The 21,652-nt window shown below is 31.8% G+C and carries 24 protein-coding genes; 5 read left to right on the top strand and 19 right to left on the bottom strand.

Going from position 1 to position 21,652, the window contains the following annotated elements; genetic code table 11:
• Positions 1–30 precede the first annotated feature (30 nt).
• The 10 genes from pheT to isdC all read right to left on the bottom strand — a co-directional run bounded on the left by pheT (position 31) and on the right by isdC (position 9,746).
• Complete coding sequence (gene pheT / locus IDG63_RS03180) at positions 31–2,433, bottom strand: phenylalanine--tRNA ligase subunit beta (RefSeq protein WP_000908976.1); 2,403 nt, start codon at positions 2,431–2,433, stop codon at positions 31–33.
• A complete protein-coding gene (gene pheS / locus IDG63_RS03185) occupies positions 2,433–3,491 on the bottom strand; it encodes a phenylalanine--tRNA ligase subunit alpha (RefSeq protein ID WP_000003566.1) in 1,059 nt (352 codons plus the stop codon). Before pheS ends, pheT begins: the two co-directional genes overlap by 1 nt.
• 380 nt (positions 3,492–3,871) lie before the next feature.
• Entirely contained in the window at positions 3,872–4,612 is a 741-nt protein-coding gene (locus IDG63_RS03190; protein ID WP_000435374.1) for a TrmH family RNA methyltransferase, read from the bottom strand.
• Positions 4,613–4,851: 239 nt separating this feature from the next.
• Entirely contained in the window at positions 4,852–4,959 is a 108-nt protein-coding gene (locus tag IDG63_RS03195) for a hypothetical protein (protein ID WP_031835094.1), read from the bottom strand.
• Between the two features lie 36 nt (positions 4,960–4,995).
• Complete coding sequence (gene isdG, locus IDG63_RS03200) at positions 4,996–5,319, bottom strand: staphylobilin-forming heme oxygenase IsdG (RefSeq protein ID WP_000670946.1); 324 nt, start codon at positions 5,317–5,319, stop codon at positions 4,996–4,998.
• Between the two features lie 18 nt (positions 5,320–5,337).
• The gene (gene srtB, locus IDG63_RS03205) at positions 5,338–6,072 is read right to left on the bottom strand and encodes a class B sortase (RefSeq protein ID WP_001242405.1); all 735 of its coding nucleotides are present in this window, start codon (positions 6,070–6,072) and stop codon (positions 5,338–5,340) included.
• Positions 6,073–6,133: 61 nt separating this feature from the next.
• A complete protein-coding gene (isdF, locus tag IDG63_RS03210; RefSeq protein ID WP_000594537.1) occupies positions 6,134–7,099 on the bottom strand; it encodes a hemin ABC transporter permease protein IsdF in 966 nt (321 codons plus the stop codon).
• 12 nt (positions 7,100–7,111) lie between these two features.
• Entirely contained in the window at positions 7,112–7,990 is an 879-nt protein-coding gene (gene isdE, locus IDG63_RS03215; protein WP_001220194.1) for a heme ABC transporter substrate-binding protein IsdE, read from the bottom strand.
• Positions 7,987–9,063 carry an iron-regulated surface determinant protein IsdD gene (isdD, locus tag IDG63_RS03220; RefSeq protein WP_001246683.1) on the bottom strand — a complete coding sequence of 359 codons (1,077 nt, stop codon included), beginning with the start codon at positions 9,061–9,063 and terminating at the stop codon, positions 7,987–7,989. The genes isdE and isdD overlap by 4 nt, the downstream gene beginning before the upstream one ends.
• A complete protein-coding gene (isdC, locus tag IDG63_RS03225; protein ID WP_000789822.1) occupies positions 9,063–9,746 on the bottom strand; it encodes a heme uptake protein IsdC in 684 nt (227 codons plus the stop codon). The genes isdD and isdC overlap by 1 nt, the downstream gene beginning before the upstream one ends.
• A gap of 208 nt (positions 9,747–9,954) precedes the next feature.
• Between isdC and isdA the strand changes: the two genes are divergently transcribed.
• Together isdA and isdB are read left to right on the top strand one after the other, a co-directional pair.
• On the top strand, positions 9,955–11,007 hold the full coding sequence (gene isdA / locus IDG63_RS03230; protein ID WP_000160844.1) for an LPXTG-anchored heme-scavenging protein IsdA: 1,053 nt from the start codon (positions 9,955–9,957) through the stop codon (positions 11,005–11,007).
• Positions 11,008–11,209: 202 nt separating this feature from the next.
• Positions 11,210–13,144: a heme uptake protein IsdB gene (gene isdB, locus IDG63_RS03235; RefSeq protein WP_001041598.1), complete on the top strand. Its 1,935-nt coding sequence runs from the start codon at positions 11,210–11,212 to the stop codon at positions 13,142–13,144.
• Between the two features lie 153 nt (positions 13,145–13,297).
• On the opposite strand, the gene rpmF is transcribed toward isdB, so the two are convergent.
• Both rpmF and IDG63_RS03245 read right to left on the bottom strand, forming a co-directional pair.
• Positions 13,298–13,471, bottom strand: coding sequence for a 50S ribosomal protein L32 (gene rpmF / locus IDG63_RS03240; RefSeq protein WP_000290472.1), 174 nt, complete (start codon positions 13,469–13,471; stop codon positions 13,298–13,300).
• Positions 13,472–13,550: 79 nt separating this feature from the next.
• Positions 13,551–14,108, bottom strand: a complete 558-nt coding sequence (locus IDG63_RS03245) for a YceD family protein (protein ID WP_000872155.1) — start codon at positions 14,106–14,108, stop codon at positions 13,551–13,553.
• A gap of 126 nt (positions 14,109–14,234) precedes the next feature.
• Here IDG63_RS03245 and IDG63_RS03250 point away from each other — a divergent pair, with 126 nt between their 5' ends.
• Positions 14,235–15,374 carry a nucleotidyltransferase gene (locus IDG63_RS03250; protein WP_000843616.1) on the top strand — a complete coding sequence of 380 codons (1,140 nt, stop codon included), beginning with the start codon at positions 14,235–14,237 and terminating at the stop codon, positions 15,372–15,374.
• Between the two features lie 61 nt (positions 15,375–15,435).
• Here the strand turns inward: IDG63_RS03250 and coaD are convergent, their stop codons facing one another.
• The gene (gene coaD / locus IDG63_RS03255; protein WP_000401377.1) at positions 15,436–15,918 is read right to left on the bottom strand and encodes a pantetheine-phosphate adenylyltransferase; all 483 of its coding nucleotides are present in this window, start codon (positions 15,916–15,918) and stop codon (positions 15,436–15,438) included.
• 1 nt (position 15,919) lies between these two features.
• Complete coding sequence (gene rsmD / locus IDG63_RS03260) at positions 15,920–16,462, bottom strand: 16S rRNA (guanine(966)-N(2))-methyltransferase RsmD (RefSeq protein ID WP_001263796.1); 543 nt, start codon at positions 16,460–16,462, stop codon at positions 15,920–15,922.
• A gap of 69 nt (positions 16,463–16,531) precedes the next feature.
• Here rsmD and IDG63_RS03265 point away from each other — a divergent pair, with 69 nt between their 5' ends.
• Positions 16,532–16,921 carry a DUF7147 family protein gene (locus IDG63_RS03265; protein WP_000814565.1) on the top strand — a complete coding sequence of 130 codons (390 nt, stop codon included), beginning with the start codon at positions 16,532–16,534 and terminating at the stop codon, positions 16,919–16,921.
• 2 nt (positions 16,922–16,923) lie between these two features.
• Here IDG63_RS03265 and IDG63_RS03270 read toward each other — a convergent pair whose 3' ends face one another.
• Positions 16,924–17,178: a YlbG family protein gene (locus IDG63_RS03270; RefSeq protein ID WP_001049150.1), complete on the bottom strand. Its 255-nt coding sequence runs from the start codon at positions 17,176–17,178 to the stop codon at positions 16,924–16,926.
• Positions 17,179–17,416: 238 nt separating this feature from the next.
• Here IDG63_RS03270 and IDG63_RS03275 point away from each other — a divergent pair, with 238 nt between their 5' ends.
• The gene (locus tag IDG63_RS03275; protein ID WP_000757565.1) at positions 17,417–18,343 is read left to right on the top strand and encodes a glycerophosphodiester phosphodiesterase family protein; all 927 of its coding nucleotides are present in this window, start codon (positions 17,417–17,419) and stop codon (positions 18,341–18,343) included.
• Positions 18,344–18,405: 62 nt separating this feature from the next.
• Here the strand turns inward: IDG63_RS03275 and IDG63_RS03280 are convergent, their stop codons facing one another.
• The 4 genes from IDG63_RS03280 to cyoE all read right to left on the bottom strand — a co-directional run bounded on the left by IDG63_RS03280 (position 18,406) and on the right by cyoE (position 21,617).
• The gene (locus IDG63_RS03280; RefSeq protein ID WP_000606482.1) at positions 18,406–18,840 is read right to left on the bottom strand and encodes a YlbF/YmcA family competence regulator; all 435 of its coding nucleotides are present in this window, start codon (positions 18,838–18,840) and stop codon (positions 18,406–18,408) included.
• A gap of 15 nt (positions 18,841–18,855) precedes the next feature.
• Positions 18,856–19,893: a CAP-associated domain-containing protein gene (locus IDG63_RS03285; RefSeq protein ID WP_000733409.1), complete on the bottom strand. Its 1,038-nt coding sequence runs from the start codon at positions 19,891–19,893 to the stop codon at positions 18,856–18,858.
• A gap of 326 nt (positions 19,894–20,219) precedes the next feature.
• Positions 20,220–20,681 carry a DUF420 domain-containing protein gene (locus IDG63_RS03290; RefSeq protein WP_000538766.1) on the bottom strand — a complete coding sequence of 154 codons (462 nt, stop codon included), beginning with the start codon at positions 20,679–20,681 and terminating at the stop codon, positions 20,220–20,222.
• Positions 20,682–20,705: 24 nt separating this feature from the next.
• The gene (gene cyoE, locus IDG63_RS03295) at positions 20,706–21,617 is read right to left on the bottom strand and encodes a heme o synthase (protein WP_000031401.1); all 912 of its coding nucleotides are present in this window, start codon (positions 21,615–21,617) and stop codon (positions 20,706–20,708) included.
• Positions 21,618–21,652: the final 35 nt, after the last annotated feature.

Here is a 21,652-nt window from a genome sequence, read left to right on the forward strand (position 1 = left end):
CAGATATCCTTATACATGGGGTTTAGATCATTATCTAATAACAGCACCTTGTTCAATTAATGCTGCTTCAATTTCCGCTTGTACTTTTGAAACGCGCTCATCTGTCAATGTTTCTTCTGTGTCTAAATAATTTAAACGTATTGCAATTGATTTTTTACCTTTTTCTAAATGTTCGCCCTGATATACATCAAAGACAAGTGTATCTTTTAATATATTGCCACCGTGTGCATGAATCGTTGATAATAAATCAGCTGCTGGAATATTTTGATCTACTTCTAATGCAATGTCACGAGACATGCCTGGGAATCTCGGAATTGGCTGGTAATTAATGTAACCTACCGACACAGCCATTAATGCATCAAAATTCAACTCAAAAACATACGTACGTTTTAAATCATTATCAGCTGCTAATGTTGGATGTAATTCACCAATAAAACCAACAACTTTATTTTCTAATAAGATTTCAGCTGTACGACCTGGATGTAATCCATCAATATCGGCACGACGATAACTAAATTCAAGGTTTAACTTTTCAGATACTCGATCCACGACACCTTTTGCTAAATAGAAATCAACCGTTTCTTTCTTACCTTGCCATTGATTGACTACATAATCTCCAGTTAAAATACCACTTAAATATTCAACTTGATCTGGTAGTTCACCTTCTCCATTAGCAAAGAAGACATTGCCGATTTCAAATAATTTTACATCTTTATTTTTGCGTGCCACATTATATGATGCCGCTTCGATTAAATGTGGTAATAAACTTTGACGTAATGACGCATGCGCTTCACTCATTGGCATCAATAAATCAATTGTTTGACGCTGTTGCATCGAAAATGCAGTAGCATCTTCTTTAGAAACTAACGAATACGTAATAGCTTGATCTAATCCAGCACCTTCTAACACTTCTTTAACCATTCTCGTTTTATATTGGCGATCAGTTAGCTGACCACTAGTAACTTTATCGAAGACAGGTAACGTTGATGGAATATCGTCGTATCCATATATACGTGCAACTTCTTCAATTAAATCTTCTTTAATTGTAATATCTTTACGACGTGATGGTACTAGCACTGTAATAACATCATCATTTATTTCTGTATCAAACCCTAGTTGATTAAAAATAGTAACAATATCATTTTGTGACAAATCAAATCCAATAGTGCGATTAATTTTATCAGCAGTGATGTCGATTGGTGTAATAAATGCACCAAGTTCTCCTGAAGACACTCTATCTTTTAGCACTTTTCCGTTTGCATAAGTTTGTAATAAATAACATGCACGGTCGACTGCTTCATCTACAAATTCAGTAGCTATTCCTTTTTCAAAACGACTAGATGATTCACTGCGTAAATTTAAACGTCTTGATGTATGACGAATTGAAACTGGATCAAAAATAGCACCTTCAATCACTATATTTGATGTTTGTTCTTTAACTTCTGAAAAATCGCCACCCATAACACCAGCTAATGCAATTGGAGTTTGTCCATTAGTAATGACAATATCGCTCGTTAATAATTCACGTTCTGTATCATCTAATGTTGTCATTTTTTCGCCTTCATTAGCTTGACGAACAACAATTTGTTGTGAACCAATCGCATCTTGATCAAACATGTGCAATGGTTGACCGTATTCTAATAACACATAATTTGAAATGTCAACAACATTATTAATAGGACGTATACCCGCTTTTATTAAGCGTGCTTGCATCCAAATTGGCGAGGGTTCAATTGTCACGTCGTGAACAACACGTGCACTATAATATGGTACTTTATCTTCATTTTCAATTGTCACAGTCAGTTCATCATTTGCAGATAACTCAAGCTCATTTGATGTTGTGTCTGGCTTAGTCATTTTTGTATTATATAATGCTGCAACTTCATAAGCAGTACCTATCATACTTAAAGCATCTGCACGATTCGGCGTTAAATCAAATTCCATTACTTGATCATCTAAATATAAAGCTTGTAAGGCATCTGTTCCTGGAACTTGGGCTTCACTAAATACATAAATGCCTGATTCAAAACTTTTCGGTATATAGTTACTTGAAATACCAATTTCTTGTAACGAACAAATCATACCTTCTGAACGTTCACCGCGTAATTTGGCACGCTTAATTTTAATACCACCAGGCAATCTGCCACCTACTTTAGCAACAATGACATATTGTCCTGCATCAACGTTCGGTGCACCACAAACGATTTGTACAGGTTCGTCTTCTCCGATATCAACTTGGCAAACATTTAATTTATCAGCATCAGGATGTTTCTCTTTTGACTTAACGAAGCCGACAACTAAATTTTTGATATCTTTTGTGTAGTCAATTAAATCATCCACTTCAATACCTGTGCGCGTAATACGTTCTGCCAAATTACTTACAGAATCATCGATTGTTACATATTCTTTCAACCATTCATTTGATATCAACATTACATGTCACCTCTATCTTCTACCGCTTTAAATTGATCTAAAAATCTCACATCATTAGTATAGAAATGACGAATATCTTCTATACCATATTTCAACATTGCAATACGGTCTGGTCCCATACCAAATGCAAATCCAGAGTACTCTGAAGAATCAAAACCAGCCATTTCTAATACATTAGGATGTACCATTCCAGCACCTAAAATTTCAATCCATCCTGTGTGTTTACACACATTACAACCTTTTCCTTTACATTTAAAACATGACACATCAACTTCTACAGAAGGTTCAGTGAATGGGAAGTAACTTGGACGTAAACGAATTTCACGATCAGCACCAAATAATTTCTTAGCTAACAATTCTAAAGTGCCTTTCAAATCACTCATTTTAACGTTTTTATCAACAACTAATCCTTCGATTTGTGTAAATTGATGACTATGTGTCGCATCATCAGAGTCACGACGATACACTTTACCAGGGCAAATAATTTTAACTGGACCTTGACCATGACGTGATTCCATCGTACGTGCCTGCACTGGTGATGTATGCGTACGTAATAAAATTTCATCCGTAATATAGAAACTGTCTTGCATATCACGTGCAGGGTGTGATTTAGGTAAATTCAGCATTTCGAAGTTATAATGATCTTGTTCAACTTCATATCCATTCACAATTTCATAACCTAAACCTAAGAATAAGTCTTCAATTTCTTCTATTGTACGTGTTAATGGATGCTTTGAACCGATTTCAATATGACGACCTGGTAATGATACATCAATTGTTTCTTCAGCCAATTGCTTATTTAATTTTTCTTTAACTAACATCTGTTGTCTTTCATCTAATTCATTTTGAATTGTTTGACGCAATTCATTCACTTTTTGACCAAACGCAGGTTTCTCTTCATTCGGCAAATCCTTCATCAATTTCATTAGTCCGCTAACTGACCCTTTTTTACCTAAGTATTTCACTTTAACTTCTTGCAGTGCACGTTCATCATTTGCTTCATTAATATCTACAAGCGCTTGTTGTTTTAACTCTGACATTGTTTGTTGTTCAGACATATGTCACTGACCTCCCTATTCGAACTATTCATTTTATATTTATCATATTTGTTGTTTAACTAAAAAAAGACTTTCATCCTCTTAAAAAATAAGGGACGAAAGTCATTTCCGTGGTACCACCCAAATTTATGCCTAAGCATACACTTGTTTAATATTGATAACGGATTGTCTTTCCGACTTAAATCTCTTTAAGTAACCAAAAAGGTGAAAAGACTTTAAATAATTGGAATAACTTGCAGTCACGATTATTCTCCCTAAAACAATTATTTATATAAATGTCCATGCCTTTTTATTGGTTTATATTCAATTGTGTATGCAATCACGTAGAAATGTTCTGTTAAACAATTAATTATAATTATATCGGAAAACTTTCAACACGGTCAACCTTTCAAATGATAAAGTAAAATACTACCTGCAATCGCTACATTTAAACTTTCAGCTTTACCATAAATAGGTATGATTAAATTTTGTGTAGTATGTGCTAATAATTCAGGATTAACACCTTCTCCCTCATTACCTAATAGTAATGCAAAAGAATCACTTGAAGTAACTTCTTTGTATGCCACTGCGTTTTCAAGTGCTGTACCATAAACAGGACCATTAAATTGAGTAATAAACGTATCGAGATCTTGTGTCATAACTGGCAAATGGAAAACACTACCTTGACTCGCTCGCAACACTTTATCTTGATAAGGATCTGTCGTACCCTTCTCCATTATTACAGCATCCATTCCAGCTGCATCCGCAGTTCTAATTAATGTGCCTAAATTTCCAGGATCTTGAACACGATCGATGAGCAATACTTGTTGTGCTTTAGAAATATCATAATGCGGCTTCTCAATGATTGCGAAAAACCCTTGTGGTGTCACTGTACCTGATAAAGATTCAGCAACTTTCATGTTTATTTCAAAAACTTCTTGCGCGTATGCGATAATTTGCTGATCTAATCTTGCCGGTTCAATTGCAAATAATTGTGTAATTACAATTCCACTTTGATAAGCTTCTTCAATTAAATGCACACCTTCAATTAAAGCTAATCCAGTTTTATCCCTCTCACGTTTCTTTTTTAGCTTGTTCGCTTGTTTAATTCTATTATTTTGTGCAGAAGTAATTTGTTCCATTGATAGCTCCTCGCTTTATTTTTAAAAATAAAAATATTAATCATTAATAAGATGAAAACATTTGATTGTATAGTTAATATTAATTAATCGCTTTTATCACTCATAATATTTCAAATTGTATAAATTTCTTTTATCGATACTACTACTATAAATCATACGCCCCAAAATATCATTATTAATTCTTTTCTTCTTCAAAATAAATCAAAATGATATAATTGATGATTATTTTCAAAGCACATTCAAATCAAACTATGTTTTAGCAATTTGTTGTTAGCATGTTTGTGTTCATTAAAAAAACGACCATCATCGGTATCATGTATGGTCGTTACTAAAGTTAACAATACCAATTGTCATAACAAGTACTGCAACCTCTTTAAATTCAATTATTTCATGTAACTATAGCCTATATCATATGTAATTACTTTGTTATTGATAATCGGGCTACTTTCATCTTCATTTTTACTTCTAACATGTTTATGCGCTGCTTTAAAGACATCAGATTTTAACCAATCCGTAAAAGCTTGCTTTGATTTCCAAACTGTTAAAATTTTCACTTCATCAAAATCTTCTTGTTCTATAGTTTGTGTAACAAACATGCCATCAAAGCCTTCTAATGTTTCAATCCCATGTCTCGTGTAAAATCGTTCTATAATATCTTTTGCTGTTCCTTTTGTTAACGTCAGCCTATTTTCTGCCATAAATTTCATAATTATCCTCTTTTCTGTTTAACTTACCTTAATTATTTTTGCGACAACAACAATTCTTTTCGTTGTTTCACTATATGCATCTTCGCACGTTGATAAAGTCATTATTTTATCTTTTACCGTTACATTAACATCTGAATTAATTACAGATTTACGTTTTGTCTCATCTAAAAATTGTTGATAATCTTGATCATTTTCAAAATCTGTACGTATGTAATTATCTTTAGTAGTAGTTTTATATGCACTAAATACTTGCAATTGATATTTACCATATTTATTGTCAAATTCAATTATCTTGTGTTTTTCATAAAACGATTGCTTTAAATAATCTTCTAACACATCAAACATCGTATTATCACCGACATGGTGCCCGTATAAAATAGTATTATGATTTAAATTCTTCAATTCATTTCTAAAATCCATAAAAATACTACCTTTACGTCGATGTTCTCGCTCAAAATCTAAATTTAAATAATCGTGATTTGTCTTACCTTGTAGTACTGGATAATTTAATGATGTTCCTGATAATTTTATCCATCCAACAATGTCTTTATTTATTTTTTCAAGTGATTCAAATTGTGGTCTCACATGTGCTTGATGTTTGCTCATCAGCATTTGAAATTTTTGTTGTAATTTCTCATAATTTGCGCGTTCTTGCTTGTCTTCAATATATGTTTGAACAATTTTGTAACCAAAAATGATAATAATTACAACCAATAAAATTTGTATAATAGTTAAAAATCGCTTCATTCTCATAAAAATCCTCTTTTATTAACGACGTTTCTTCAGTCATCACTAAACCAGTTGTTGTACCGTTTTAGATTCGATTTCGTTGACTTTGACAAATTAAGTAAATTAGCATTGGACCACCGACAATCATTAAAATAGCATTGGCTGGAATTTCTAAAGGAGGCTGTATCACTCGTCCTAATAAATCAGCCACTAACAATAGCCATGCACCAATAACTGTAGAAAACGGAATAAGTACTCTGTAATTGCCCCCAACTAGCTTTCTAACCACATGTGGCACAATAATACCTAAAAAGGCTAGTTGTCCAACAATCGCAACAGTTGCACTTGCTAAAAATACTGCTAATAAACCTGTTAACCATCTGTAACGATCAATATTAAAACCGATACTTCGCGCTTGTATGTCGTCTAAATTTAGTAAATTCAATTTAGGGGACAATAGTAATGTTAATATTAATCCCAATAATGCTGATACTGCTAATATGTATACGTCGCTCCATATTTTCATTGTTAAGCCTTGAGGAATTTTCATTAAAGGGTTTTGAGTTAAAATTTCTAAAACACCATTTAATAATACGAATAACGCAACACCTACTAATATCATACTTACAGCATTGAATCTAAATTTAGAATGCAACAATATAATTATTAAAAATGGTATTAAACCTCCAATAAAACTTAATAATGGTAAGTAAAAGTACAATTGTGGAATAAACAACATACAAAGTGCTCTCATTATAAGTGCACCTGAGGAAACGCCAATGATATTCGCCTCTGCCAAAGGATTTTGTAGTGCTGCTTGTAATAATGCTCCAGAAACTGCTAACATTGCGCCAACCATCAATGCAATTAATATACGTGGCAATCGCAAATCAATGATTGAATCCACTGCTTCATTGTTACCAGTTGTAAATTTTGTAATTAGGTCATTAAATGACAATTTAATTGTACCGGTTACAAACGAAATATAAGCAGTTGCGATTAAAATGACTAACAAACATAAAAATAGTAGTTTCTTTTTATTTTTTATCATCATATCAACTCACTATTTTTTATCCTTATAAAATAAATCATATAATTGAGTCATTGCCTTATCAGCATCAACATTTGCTGTAATACCGAATGGCACTTCCTCTAAGTCATAAACATGATTATTTTTCACAGCTTTAAAATGTTTCCAAATATCATTCTGTTTAAATTCTTTTTGAAACATTTTCTTAACTTCTTCAGGCATTCCGTGTGGTAATCTTAAAATAATATCTGGATTGATATTCAACAAATTTTCAGTATTAGACGAAATATATTGACGATCTTTCACTTTAATAACATTTTCTCCACCTGCTATTTTAACTAAATCACCAATATATGATTTATCAGTTGCTACTAAATAGCTACCCGGTACACCCATTAATATTAATACTTTGGGATGTTTCTTTTGTTTAGCTGCTTTATTTTCAATTTTTTGCTTTACAGAATTTAAATGGTCATTTAATTCTTTTGCTTGTGCTTTACGATTAAATTGATCACCTAATTGTGTAATCGACTTTTGCATCCCTTTTAAACTATCAAAATCATAAAAGTAGCCTTTCATATTTAATTGTTTGTAAAATGGTTGCATTTCATCTTTAATCGTTGACACACTCAAAACATGTGTTGGTTTTAATTTTTTAACAGCTTCAACATTCGGCTCCATTGGTTGACCAATTTCCGGTACATCTTTATAACGATTAGGCAATGTCTTATATGACGTGGGTTTACCGACAATTGGTAAATCCAATTTGTCCAATGTCATTGTCAATGCAACAGTTGTTGGTACGATTCTGAATTCGTCGGATTTAGTTGATTCTTGAGAACTGGAAGATTGACAGCTGGTTAAGATAACGACGCTTATCACTAAAATGGTTAAATACTTTATGATTCTCAAACTTGGTTACCTCTCTTTCTGCTGTATAAATGTGCCGAAATAAGTAAAATAGTTGCTAACACAATGCCAGCTGCAAATAAAATATATTGCTTTTTATGATTTGGTTCATCAAGTTCTTTAATATCACTAGATAATTGACTACTATTCTTGCTATCATCATCTCTATTAAAAGCTGGTAACGCTTTTTCTTTTTCAACTACTTTTTTCTTTTCCTTTTTTGATTTTTCATCTTTATGTTTCGGTTGCTCTTTGTGATTATTTTCAACCTTTTTTACTGTTGGAGGGCTATTTTCAACTTTTAATGTACCTGATGCTTTAGGTCGCTCATTTTCAATCTTTTTATTACTGTCTTGTTGCACTTTATCTTTTTGTACAGGAATATCATTTAATCCTTTTTCAGTAAAAAGGCTAGTACGTCTTTCCTTAGTATCTGATTTTTGACTATCTTTTTTGTCATCAATATCTTTTTTAAGCTGATCTTGATTATTTTCTTGATTTTGATGTTTTGAAGGCACTTCTTTTGCATCATCATGTTGTACTTTTTTCTCTTTAAAATGAATAGAATACACCATTTCTTTGTTATCTAGATTTTTCTTTTCAGCCAACGTTTTAACATGCATATTGATTTTATCCATATGCTGTTCAATTAAAATTCTTACTATTGTGTCATCCTTTTCATCTTTTATAACAAAAGGAAATTCTTCATTTTTGTCATTTTGAAAAACAAGTTGTTCTTTATCTATTTGACCTTTTAGCTTTACTTGCAAGTAAATTTTACCAGTCATATCTGAAATCAATTGCGCCTTTTCGTCAACTAGTTGTTGTTCCTCAGTTACATTTTTATTTTCTTGATTAAAAATTAGTAACTCTAACGCTTTATTCTCTTTTATCTTTTCATCAAAAATTGATGTAGTTAATTCTGTTTTATCTTTTGCTTCAGGTTGATTAAATTTGGCTGATGGATATTTTATCTCATCAGCCAACACGCTACCAATCATTGTTGTATAAGTAAGTATACCTATGCTAATAATAGCTATAATAGATTTTGTAGCAATTTGTTTAACATTTCTCATTATTCCACATTGCCTTTAGATTTTTTTCTAACAAACAATGTGATTGCGATTAATAATGCTACGGATGCAACTGGTATTGCATATATATATGCAGGTGTACCAGCATTTGTTTGTGGATTTTCTACTTTGTCTTTATTCGAACTGTTAGATTCACTTTGACCAGTAGTCGTTCCATCAGATCCTTTGTCACTACCTGAAGCAGAATTTTTATCATCTTTACCTGGTGCATTAGCACCTGCTACATCAGTTGGTCCATTAAATTTATATGTAATGTTGTAATGATGGTCATATTTGAATGGCTTACCATTTACTTTTTCATCGATATAAACGTCAATTTTTCCATCTATTTTACCGTTCAACTTACTTACTTCAAATTCAGAAGTGCGTTCATCTTTGGCAGTGTTTTTACTAATAATATTTTCTTTATGTCCTTCGATACTCATTCCAGTAATCCAATGACTGTGGTTGACAGTTATTTGAACATACAATTTACCATTTTTCTTAATGTACTTTGCCGGTTTATTAAAATAGTCATTAGCAATCGACGTGTCATTGGTATTGTATTTGTAAACCTCATAATTCAAAGTGCCACTATCCGCGGCATTTGCAGAATTACTGAATGTCGCGATGATGATAATTAATGCTAAAATCGTTGTATTAAAAACTTTTAAAATATTTTTCACAATATAATCCTCCTTTTTATGATTGCTTTTGAGTCTTTAGTAAAATCATAAATAATAATGATTATCATTGTCAATATTTATTTTATAATCAATTTATTATTGTTATACGAAAATAGATGTGCTAGTATAATTGATAACCATTATCAATTGCAATGGTTAATCATCTCATATAACAACACATAATTTGTATCCTTAGGAGGAAAACAACATGACAAAACATTATTTAAACAGTAAGTATCAATCAGAACAACGTTCATCAGCTATGAAAAAGATTACAATGGGTACAGCATCTATCATTTTAGGTTCCCTTGTATACATAGGCGCAGACAGCCAACAAGTCAATGCGGCAACAGAAGCTACGAACGCAACTAATAATCAAAGCACACAAGTTTCTCAAGCAACATCACAACCAATTAATTTCCAAGTGCAAAAAGATGGCTCTTCAGAGAAGTCACACATGGATGACTATATGCAACACCCTGGTAAAGTAATTAAACAAAATAATAAATATTATTTCCAAGCTGTATTGAACAACGCATCATTCTGGAAAGAATACAAATTTTACAATGCAAATAATCAAGAATTAGCAACAACTGTTGTTAACGATGATAAAAAAGCTGACACTAGAACAATCAACGTTGCTGTTGAACCTGGGTATAAGAGTTTAACTACAAAAGTACATATTGTCGTACCTCAAATTAATTACAATCATAGATATACTACGCATTTAGAATTTGAAAAAGCAATTCCTACATTAGCTGACGCAGCAAAACCAAACAATGTTAAACCAGTTCAACCAAAACCTGCTCAACCTAAAACACCTACTGAGCAAACTAAACCAGTTCAACCTAAAGTTGAAAAAGTTAAACCTGCTGTAACTGCACCAAGCAAAGCTGAAGACAATCACTCTACTAAAGTTGTAAGTACTGAAACAACAAAAGATCAAACTAAAACACAAACTGCTCATACAGTTAAAACAGCACAAACAGCTCAAGAACAAAATAAAGTTCAAACACCTGTTAAAGATGTTGCAACAGCGAAATCTGAAAGCAACAATCAAGCTGTAAGTGATAATAAATCACAACAAACTAACAAAGTTACAAAACAAAACGAAACGCCTAAACAAGCATCTAAAGCTAAAGAATTACCAAAAACTGGTTTAACTTCAGTTGATAACTTTATTAGCACAGTTGCCTTCGCAACACTTGCCCTTTTAGGTTCATTATCTTTATTACTTTTCAAAAGAAAAGAATCTAAATAAATCATCGTCACACTCATAACTTAATATATTTTTTATTTTAAATTTTATTTAACCTATGTCATAGATATTTCATAATCTATAACATAGGTTATTTTTTTATAAAATAACGTTGCAATTAACTACCATTTCAATGTACAATACAAGTAATCAATTGATAATGATTATCAGTTGATAATATACAATTAGGAGTTGTTTCTACAACATGAACAAACAGCAAAAAGAATTTAAATCATTTTATTCAATTAGAAAGTCATCACTAGGCGTTGCATCTGTAGCGATTAGTACACTTTTATTATTAATGTCAAATGGCGAAGCACAAGCAGCTGAAGAAACAGGTGGTACAAATACAGAAGCACAACCAAAAACTGAAGCAGTTGCAAGTCCAACAACAACATCTGAAAAAGCTCCAGAAACTAAACCAGTAGCTAATGCTGTCTCAGTATCTAATAAAGAAGTTGAGGCCCCTACTTCTGAAACAAAAGAAGCTAAAGAAGTTAAAGAAGTTAAAGCCCCTAAGGAAACAAAAGCAGTTAAACCAGCAACAAAAGCCGATAACAATACATATCCTATTTTGAATCAGGAACTTAGAGAAGCGATTAAAAACCCTGCAATAAAAGATAAAGATCATAGCGCACCAAACTCTCGTCCAATTGATTTTGAAATGAAAAAAGAAAATGGTGAGCAACAATTTTATCATTATGCCAGCTCTGTTAAACCTGCTAGAGTTATTTTCACTGATTCAAAACCAGAAATTGAATTAGGATTACAATCAGGTCAATTTTGGAGAAAATTTGAAGTTTATGAGGGTGACAAAAAGTTGCCAATTAAATTAGTATCATACGATACTGTTAAAGATTATGCTTACATTCGTTTCTCTGTATCAAATGGAACAAAAGCTGTTAAAATTGTTAGTTCAACACACTTCAATAACAAAGAAGAAAAATACGATTACACATTAATGGAATTCGCACAACCAATTTATAACAGTGCAGATAAATTCAAAACTGAAGAAGATTATAAAGCTGAAAAATTATTAGCGCCATATAAAAAAGCGAAAACACTAGAAAGACAAGTTTATGAATTAAATAAAATTCAAGATAAACTTCCTGAAAAATTAAAGGCTGAGTACAAGAAGAAATTAGAGGATACAAAGAAAGCTTTAGATGAGCAAGTGAAATCAGCTATTACTGAATTCCAAAATGTACAACCAACAAATGAAAAAATGACTGATTTACAAGATACAAAATATGTTGTTTATGAAAGTGTTGAGAATAACGAATCTATGATGGATACTTTTGTTAAACACCCTATTAAAACAGGTATGCTTAACGGCAAAAAATATATGGTCATGGAAACTACTAATGACGATTACTGGAAAGATTTCATGGTTGAAGGTCAACGTGTTAGAACTATAAGCAAAGATGCTAAAAATAATACTAGAACAATTATTTTCCCATATGTTGAAGGTAAAACTCTATATGATGCTATCGTTAAAGTTCACGTAAAAACGATTGATTATGATGGACAATACCATGTCAGAATCGTTGATAAAGAAGCATTTACAAAAGCCAATACCGATAAATCTAACAAAAAAGAACAACAAGATAACTCAGCTAAGAAGGAAGCTACTCCAGCTACGCCTAGCAAACCAACACCATCACCTGTTGAAAAAGAATCACAAAAACAAGACAGCCAAAAAGATGACAATAAACAATTACCAAGTGTTGAAAAAGAAAATGACGCATCTAGTGAGTCAGGTAAAGACAAAACGCCTGCTACAAAACCAGCTAAAGGTGAAGTAGAATCAAGTAGTACAACTCCAACTAAGGTAGTATCTACGACTCAAAATGTTGCAAAACCAACAACTGCTTCATCAAAAACAACAAAAGATGTTGTTCAAACTTCAGCAGGTTCTAGCGAAGCAAAAGATAGTGCTCCATTACAAAAAGCAAACATTAAAAACACAAATGATGGACACACTCAAAGCCAAAACAATAAAAATACACAAGAAAATAAAGCAAAATCATTACCACAAACTGGTGAAGAATCAAATAAAGATATGACATTACCATTAATGGCATTATTAGCTTTAAGTAGCATCGTTGCATTCGTATTACCTAGAAAACGTAAAAACTAATTAATCGTCTTTATATTTAATTATTAAATTAACAAATTTTAAATGGCGGATGAGGTATCCTGTTACCTCGTTCGCCAATTATTTTTCGCAATATAAAAAGTCCCACTTAAAACAATCATTTTAAGCGGGACTTTTTATATTGAGTAACTAAAATTATTTAGCTGCTACTTCTTCGCCATTGTAAGAACCACAGTTTTTACATACACGGTGTGATAATTTGTATTCGCCACAGTTTGGGCATTCAGTCATACCTGGTACTGAAATTTTGAAATGCGTACGACGTTTGTTTTTTCTAGTTTTAGAAGTTCTTCTTTTTGGTACTGCCATGATATATCCTCCTTAGATTATAAACGAAAAATACTAAATGTTAGTTTAATTAACAACATTATATCATTAATTAAACTACTTATTGCTCTTTATCATATAATTGTTGTAATTTTTGAAGCCTTGGATCAACTTGTCGTGATTCTGAATCATCTTGTTCTTGCTGTTTAGCAAGCTCATCTAATTGATCCTCATCGATTACTTCCCAACCATTACCTACTGTCAACATTTGGTCACTTTGCTCTGAATAAGCTCTCATTGGTTTCTCAATAATAACTATATCCTCGACAATATCATGAAGATTAACCATACCATCTTTAATAATGTGATAGTGTTCATCTACATCATCTTGATCATCGTTATACTGATTGTACCCTTCTAAATCAAATACTTCTGTAGTAGTTACATCTAGTGGGACTTTAACTGGTACAAGAGTACGTGCACAAGGCATTGTATACGTACCAGTAATGTGAATATCCGCAACGACTTCTGTTGACTTAATGGTTAACTGACCTTGGATTGTAATTGGAGATAAATCAATTAAATCTAATGATTCTTTTAAATTGTCAAAACTCACCGTTTGATCAAATTCAAATGGCTTACCTTGATATTTCCTTAATTGCGTAATTGACCATTTCATATGGCTTCACCTCTAACAAGCACAAAATTTATTTTAACTTTCTAAGAACAAGTTGTCAAGATTTTTTCTTAACATATCATGTTCTGTTACAATATTAATAATGAATACCGAAAGGACGAATTGCAAATGAAAAGCGTTGGCTTAATCACAGAATATAATCCCTTTCATAATGGGCATCAATATCATATTAATCAATCTAAAAAACTTACAAATGCTGACGTTACTATTGCAATAATGAGTGGTAACTTTGTCATGCGTGGCGAACCAGCAATCTATAATAAGTTTACTCGTGCAAAAATGGCATTATCAACAGCTGATTTAGTTATCGAACTACCAGCAACTGCCAGTTTATCATCTGGCGATCATTTTGCCGAACTAGCAGTTAAAGTCGCAGATTATATGAGTGTCGATACAATTGCATTTGGTAGTGAAAATAATGATATCAAAACATTAAAGCAATTAGCACACAGCATTAATGAAATTGAACAATCTGAATCCTTTTCACAAAAAGTAAAAGAAGGTAAAAGCTACCCTCGTATCATTAGCGAATTATTAGAGCATCATGAAGCACTAGCAAGTCCTAACAACATACTTGGTATTAGTTATCTGAAAGCAATTACTAAAAATGCTAAAAACATCAATGCAATTTCTATTAAACGAGAAAATGCTCAACATCATGATTCATTAATTCAACACCATCAGTTTGCAAGTGGTACATCTATTAGAACATCAATCATTAGTCAAGATAATCATTGGCATCATGTGGTACCTAAAGATATTCAACACTTGTACGTAACACCTCATATAACATTAAATCAAATATTTCCATATTTGAAATATCAAATCATAGCTATGACTACAGATTCATTAAAAAATATTTATAATGTTACTGAAGGTTTTGAAAATCGTTTGAAATCTAACATTTATGAAGCAACTGATTTTCATCATTTTGTAAAATTACTAAAAACAAAGCGTTATACATATACGCATATCCAAAGACTGTTAATGAATGTATTATTAAACATTAAACCTACAGATGTTACGAGAAACATTCACGCAGTTAAAGTATTAGCGATGAACGACCGTGGCAGACAATATTTAAAGCATTTAAAAACAGCGTTCCCAGAAAGACAATATATAACCAATATTAACAAAAGCAATGCACATTACTTCACAAATGAAATCAAAGCAACACACATATACAATGCAATAAGCGGGCAACAACAAACAGATTTCAACACGCCTGTCATACAGCAATATCGTTAACAAATGAAAACAGTATTTTAGGATTGTAAACCATGATAAACCTAAAATACTGTTATTTTTATTACTTAAATTTCTTCTTCAATGCCTTTTCAACATAAGGTGGAACGAATTCAGAAATATCTGCTCGATAAGCTGCAACTTCTTTAACAATACTTGAACTTATAAATGAATAATTAGTACTAGACATCATATATAACGTTTCAATTTCATTGTTCAACTTTTTATTCATTGAAGTTAAGCGTAATTCATATTCAAAATCACTGACTGCTCTTAAACCACGTATGATTGTTTTAGCTCCTACTTGTTCACAATAATCGACTAGTAAACCACTAAATTGATGAACCTTGACATTAGGTAAATGTTTAACAGATTGTTCAATTAAATCCATACGCTCTTCTAAACTAAACGTACCTTCTTTTTTACTATTTTTAAGAACACAGACATGAATTTCATCAAATCTATCTGTACTTCTCTCAATAATGTCTAAATGACCATAAGTAATGGGGTCAAAACTACCCGGAATGACCGCTATTGTATGTTCCATGCTATTCTCCCTTTTCTAATAACAATGTGTCTGTCAACCCATAATGGTAACGTTTAATCATATTAAACGGTTGATAGTCTATTTCTTCATGATTGCTAAATTCACAAACGATGATACCATTTTCTTTCAATAAATTAAACTCTGAAATTAGTTTTAAAGCTTTATCAATGAGACCTTTATTATAAGGTGGATCTAAGAAAATGACATCAAATTGAATATCACGTTTTGACAATGCTTTTAAAGCTCTATCTGCATTATTTTTATAAACTTCAGATTGTGCCTCTAAATCCAAATTCGCAAGATTTGATTTAATAACTTTTACAGCTTTAAAATTTTGATCAACAAAGATTACCTTATCCATACCTCGAGAGAGTGCTTCTATTCCAAGCGCCCCGCTTCCTGCAAATAAATCTAAACCTATACCTGACACATCATATAAACTATTAAAGATACCTTCTTTAACTTTATCCATAGTTGGTCTCGTATTACGGCCTTCCATACTTTCTAAAGCTTTACTTTTATGTTTACCTGCAATGACGCGCATGTTGTTCACACTTCCAATTCATTTAGTTATTTAATATAATTTATTGAGAAAAAGGAGAATGATAAACCAATGAAACAAACATTTATTACACTTGGTGAAGGTCTAACAGATTTGTTCGAATTCATGACGATGATTGAATATAACCATCAACGTATTGATAAAATTATCTATTTTCATTCACCACAAGCTGAAAATAAAAAGTCATCTGTAGCAATCATTATGAACCCTACAACTGGCAATCATTTCCAAGCATTTTATATCATGATAAACGCTATTAAATATCCATATCCAGATTCAAATAAAAAGTTTCAAATGATAAATGATTGTGCTGAAAAATTCGACATACCAATTTTAGGTATCGATGTACAGCCCCCTCAAGCATTTCATGATTTATCGTTATATTATAATTATTTAATTAGTGTGTTAAGGCTCCAAAAATGGATACCAGAACTTCAATAATATTAATTATATATTTCGTGTTTCTCTTTTTCGTAAGTTTTCTTTAAGTATTTATATGGTGAGCCATCAATGTGTCTAACGTATTTAAGTTGCATTAGTTTATGTACAATTTGATCAACATCTTGCTCATTCACATACATAATTACAAATTTACGATCTCTATTTGAATGAACGATATGTCCATATTTTCGGATTTGTCGTTCATGTTTCATATGTTTTAAATAAACTACAATACTAGTTCTTGGGATTAAATTCATTTAAACCTCACTCCATTTATTTTCAGCATTAATCATATCATGTCTTTATTAATTTTAAAATATTAAGCTACCTTAATTATGTCTTATGTAATTGCTCGATAAATGTATTTAGATTATATTAAACATCATTATATTAATTCAATTCTCAAGAGCATCACTATATGATTAACCACACATTTCGCTGTAGTCAGAACTATGAATTTGTTAAGCTATAAAAGTAAACGAGGAGGAATTTTTTATGAAAAAAGTAAACAGAAACATTTTAAATGCTGTACTAGTCGGTGCTGGATTTTTAAGTAGTCTATTAATGATCAATAAAAATAAAGTGATTAATAAAAAGCAAACCATCCCTGCTTTTTTCAAAGGCAATGCACCATATATATTTGCGCATCGCGGTGGTATGGCTTTAAGACCAGAGCAAACGCAACTTGCATTTGACTATGCTAAACAATTAGGCGTTGATGGCTTTGAAACAGATGTGAGACTCACAAAAGATCAACAGCTTATCGTTTTTCATGACGCAACTGTTGATAGAACGACGAACGGCTCTGGAAAAGTTAGTGCCCATACATTAGCAGAATTAAAGAAATTAGACGCAGCTTATCACTTCAAAGATATCAATGGACTAACACCATATCGTGGTCATGCACACACAGCTATACTAACCTTCGATGAGTTGCTGAAGCAATATCCTGATATGTATATAAACGTAGACTTAAAAGATGCTCCTGAATCCTATGAAGGCTCAATCGCACCACAAATTATGTTTGATACAATTGCAGAAAATCAAGCATTTGACCGCGTTCTTGTGACAAGTTTTTATAAAGAACAAATCGTTCGTTTTAATAAAATTGCACAAGGATCCGTCGCAATTGGTGCTAGCCAACAGGAAGTTACAGAAGCATTTTTAAAATATCATTTATTAGGTGGTAGGTACTACCAACCATTAGCACAAACGTTCCAAATGCCTACTCATTTTAAAGGCATTGATTTGACTTCATCTCGTTTTATCAAATGGTTAAATGATATGAATATCATTCCAGGCTATTATGGCGTAAATAGTATAGATCTGATGAATGATTTATACCAAAAAGGTGCACACACGATTGTGACAGATCGACCAGATTTAGCACAACAATTCAAACAAACAATCCCGAATAAATAAAAACATCGAGTCAGATGCTAGTTAGTGGTTTCAATAACCACCTTTTTCTGACTCGATGTTTTTTATAATGAACAATTACAGGATCCGCCCGTCGCACAACCACTATGTGATGTTTGAAAGAATGGATTACCTGTTTCTATTTTCACATATTCTGAAACAGCGTACGCAATTTTCGTAACAACTTCATCTATTAAATGTTGAAGTGCCATTTCCCTAGCTTTGTAATGCATCACAACGTCAAGCATCTCATATGCTCTTTTGCGTTGTCTTGTTTCTAACATAACTTTCTTATAATCAGGATGATATTTCCCGAATCGCATTACTTCATCATATTTTTCTTTTGATTTTAAAAATGATTGATAAAGTAAATGTGCTTCGTCATTGTTTTCGAGCGCCTGTTTAGCTTGCTCAAATGATGCATAAATATCTGATGCAACTATCATATCAGCTAGTTCATCAATATCATCTAATATCGCTAGTGAAGCTTCATTAATCATAAATACCCCTCATTGTTATTTTTCTAAGAAAATTAGTGAATAATAATCTCTCATTACATCTCCACCCATCTCATCGTATTTTGAATTTAATAGACGAGATCGATGTATATCTGAATTCATCCAACTATGGATTAATGTTGGTACATCATTAAACGCATAACCAACATTTTGAGCAGTTGTTTTATAAGTAACGTGATTTTTATCTAATTGCCCTCTTAATGCGTCCTCTGTAAATTCAACACTATCAGAACCATTAGAGGTCGCTTCATATAAGTTATTAGATGCAATATGTGCTAAATCGCTATTGATTTTCAATGGTTTTAATCCTTTTAATTTTCTCATTTCATTCGTTACTTCATAAAGAGAAATTAATTGATTTGGATTTTGCTCAACTGGACGCTTATTATGCTCTTCTGACGTAGAATTAGAATTTAATTGATAAGGTTCAATATCTGCTAACATTTCTTTTGTTAAAAATCGTACACTTAGCACCTTTTTCGATTGTTGATCAGAATACACTTGTGCATATATGTCGCCATATTTAATCAGTGTTTGTGTTTTTAAATCTTCATCTGAAAGTTCAAATTCATATTTTTTACCATCAACTTTAAAGGACGGTTCTGGATTAATACTTGTATGATTAAAAATTTCTGCAGAATGTTGTCCTATTTTTAACGGACTAACATTGACTTTCTCACCTGTAGCATACACTGAAACGATTTCTTCACGTTTAGTTGAAACAATGTAATAACTGTTTTTGTCTTTAAACACATAATTTTTGTAACCATCTCTAAAAGGGTAAACACGATCTGCTTGTCCAAATTTAGAAGTAAGCACTTTAATATCTTTACCTACCCATGTACCAACACCTTCTTTAGGCTTTGGATTTTCAGCATGGTTATTTGATTTATTCACCTGTTCAGATCTATTTACTTTATTACCTTTATTCGGGTTCTCTAATACATCAAATTTTAATCTCGGTGAATAAAAAAGATATATTAAAAATCCAACTAAAAATAATACACCGACGACTCTTATAATTAACTTTTTCATCAATCAACCACCTAAAAAGTATTAATACTATTGTAAAAAACAACACATTAATTAGCAAATTTTCAACACTGACATAACTGTGTCGTTTCGATAAAACAAAATCATCTTCAGGCATAATTTTAACGTCATAAAGATTTTCCCTACAATCTATATCATAACCTATCTTTATGTTTTTAGGTTGAATTTCATTATTAAGATTAAAATATGTATAAAAAAATGGACAGTTAAGGTATCAAATGAATACCATCAACTGTCCGACTATTCTTCATCAAAAAACCTGATAAAACAAATTGCCTTATCAGATTAGTATCATTTGTATAAGCATATTAATGACCAAATGTTGCTTTAATCAGTGATGTCGTTTCTCCACCTGGATATAATACATATAATAATAAGTAAACTGCTACACCTGTAATTGCAGTACAGAACCATATAACTGAAGCGAATGGCCCGAATTTGCGGTGTACATTATATTTATCTTTAAATGCAGTAATAATTTGAACTAGGCCTAGAATACCACCAATTGTTGCTAAATTAATGTGGAAAAATAAGAAAATCGTATAATATTTCTTAATTGATGCTGGTCCGCCAAATGCTGTATTACCGATAAAAATCGTTCTACTTGCATAGATTAAGAAAAAAGTTAAAGCAAAAACAGCTGCAGCTAACATAACATTTTTGTGTTTATTTATTTCCCTTTTCCAAATAAGTCTCCAACCAATGGCAATTAAAATTGCACTAATGACAATACATGTCGTACTAATCGTTGGTAAAATTGGAACGCCCATATTTTTCATCCTAACTTAATTAATCTAGATCAAAGTAAGTAATGAAACAATCACAGCTAACACGAAAAAGATCACTAAATAATTTAGTGAATATATAAACATTTGTGTTGCCCATTTTGTTTGATCTGAATTTTTCTTAAATGTTGTTAAACCTAATGCAATCCATCCTAAATTTAATAATGTAGCTAACACTACGAATACGACACCTAAATTTATTAGTAATAAAGGTACTGGCAATAAAATAATCAACCAGATAAACATACTGACACGTGTACGTTTAAAGCCCTTAACTGATGGTAACATTGGAATATTTGCAAGTGCATATTCATCTTTACGTTTAATAGCTAAGGCATAAAAATGAATTGGTTGCCAACAAAATACAACTAAAAACAGCGCAATCGCTGTTAAACTAATTTGTCCTTCAATTGCAACCCATCCAATTAGTGGTGGTACTGCTCCAGGAAAACTCCCAATCACTGTGTTCCATGTTGTATGTCTTTTAGACCATATTGAGTAATAAGACACATAACCTACAATCCCCATAAGACCAAGTACGCCTGATGGTATATTCAATAAAAACAAACAAATTTCTCCAACTAACATCATACCAAAACTTAATAGTAATAAATTTTGATCTGTAATTCTATTATTTACAGTTGGTCTATTTTGTTTACTAGGCATAATACGATCAATATCTTGGTCGTAATAATTATTTAACGCACATGCGCCACCCATAATTAAAGTAGATCCAAATAGCATTAATAAAATTTGAGGTATTGATGATAAGAAGGAATGATTTGTCATTACAACTGCTAGCCATGCGCCCGCAAAAGCCGGAATTAAGTTACCTTGAACAAGTCCCATTTTAATTATCTGTTGCAATTCTTTGAAGTTAACTCTGCTAATATTTTGTGACAAAGTATGCTCTTTGCTCATAATCCCCCTCCTTAAATTTGTTCATATAAGATTAT

The sequence above is a fragment of the Staphylococcus sp. EG-SA-14 genome (genome assembly GCF_017151935.1).
Taxonomy (GTDB): domain Bacteria; phylum Bacillota; class Bacilli; order Staphylococcales; family Staphylococcaceae; genus Staphylococcus; species Staphylococcus aureus.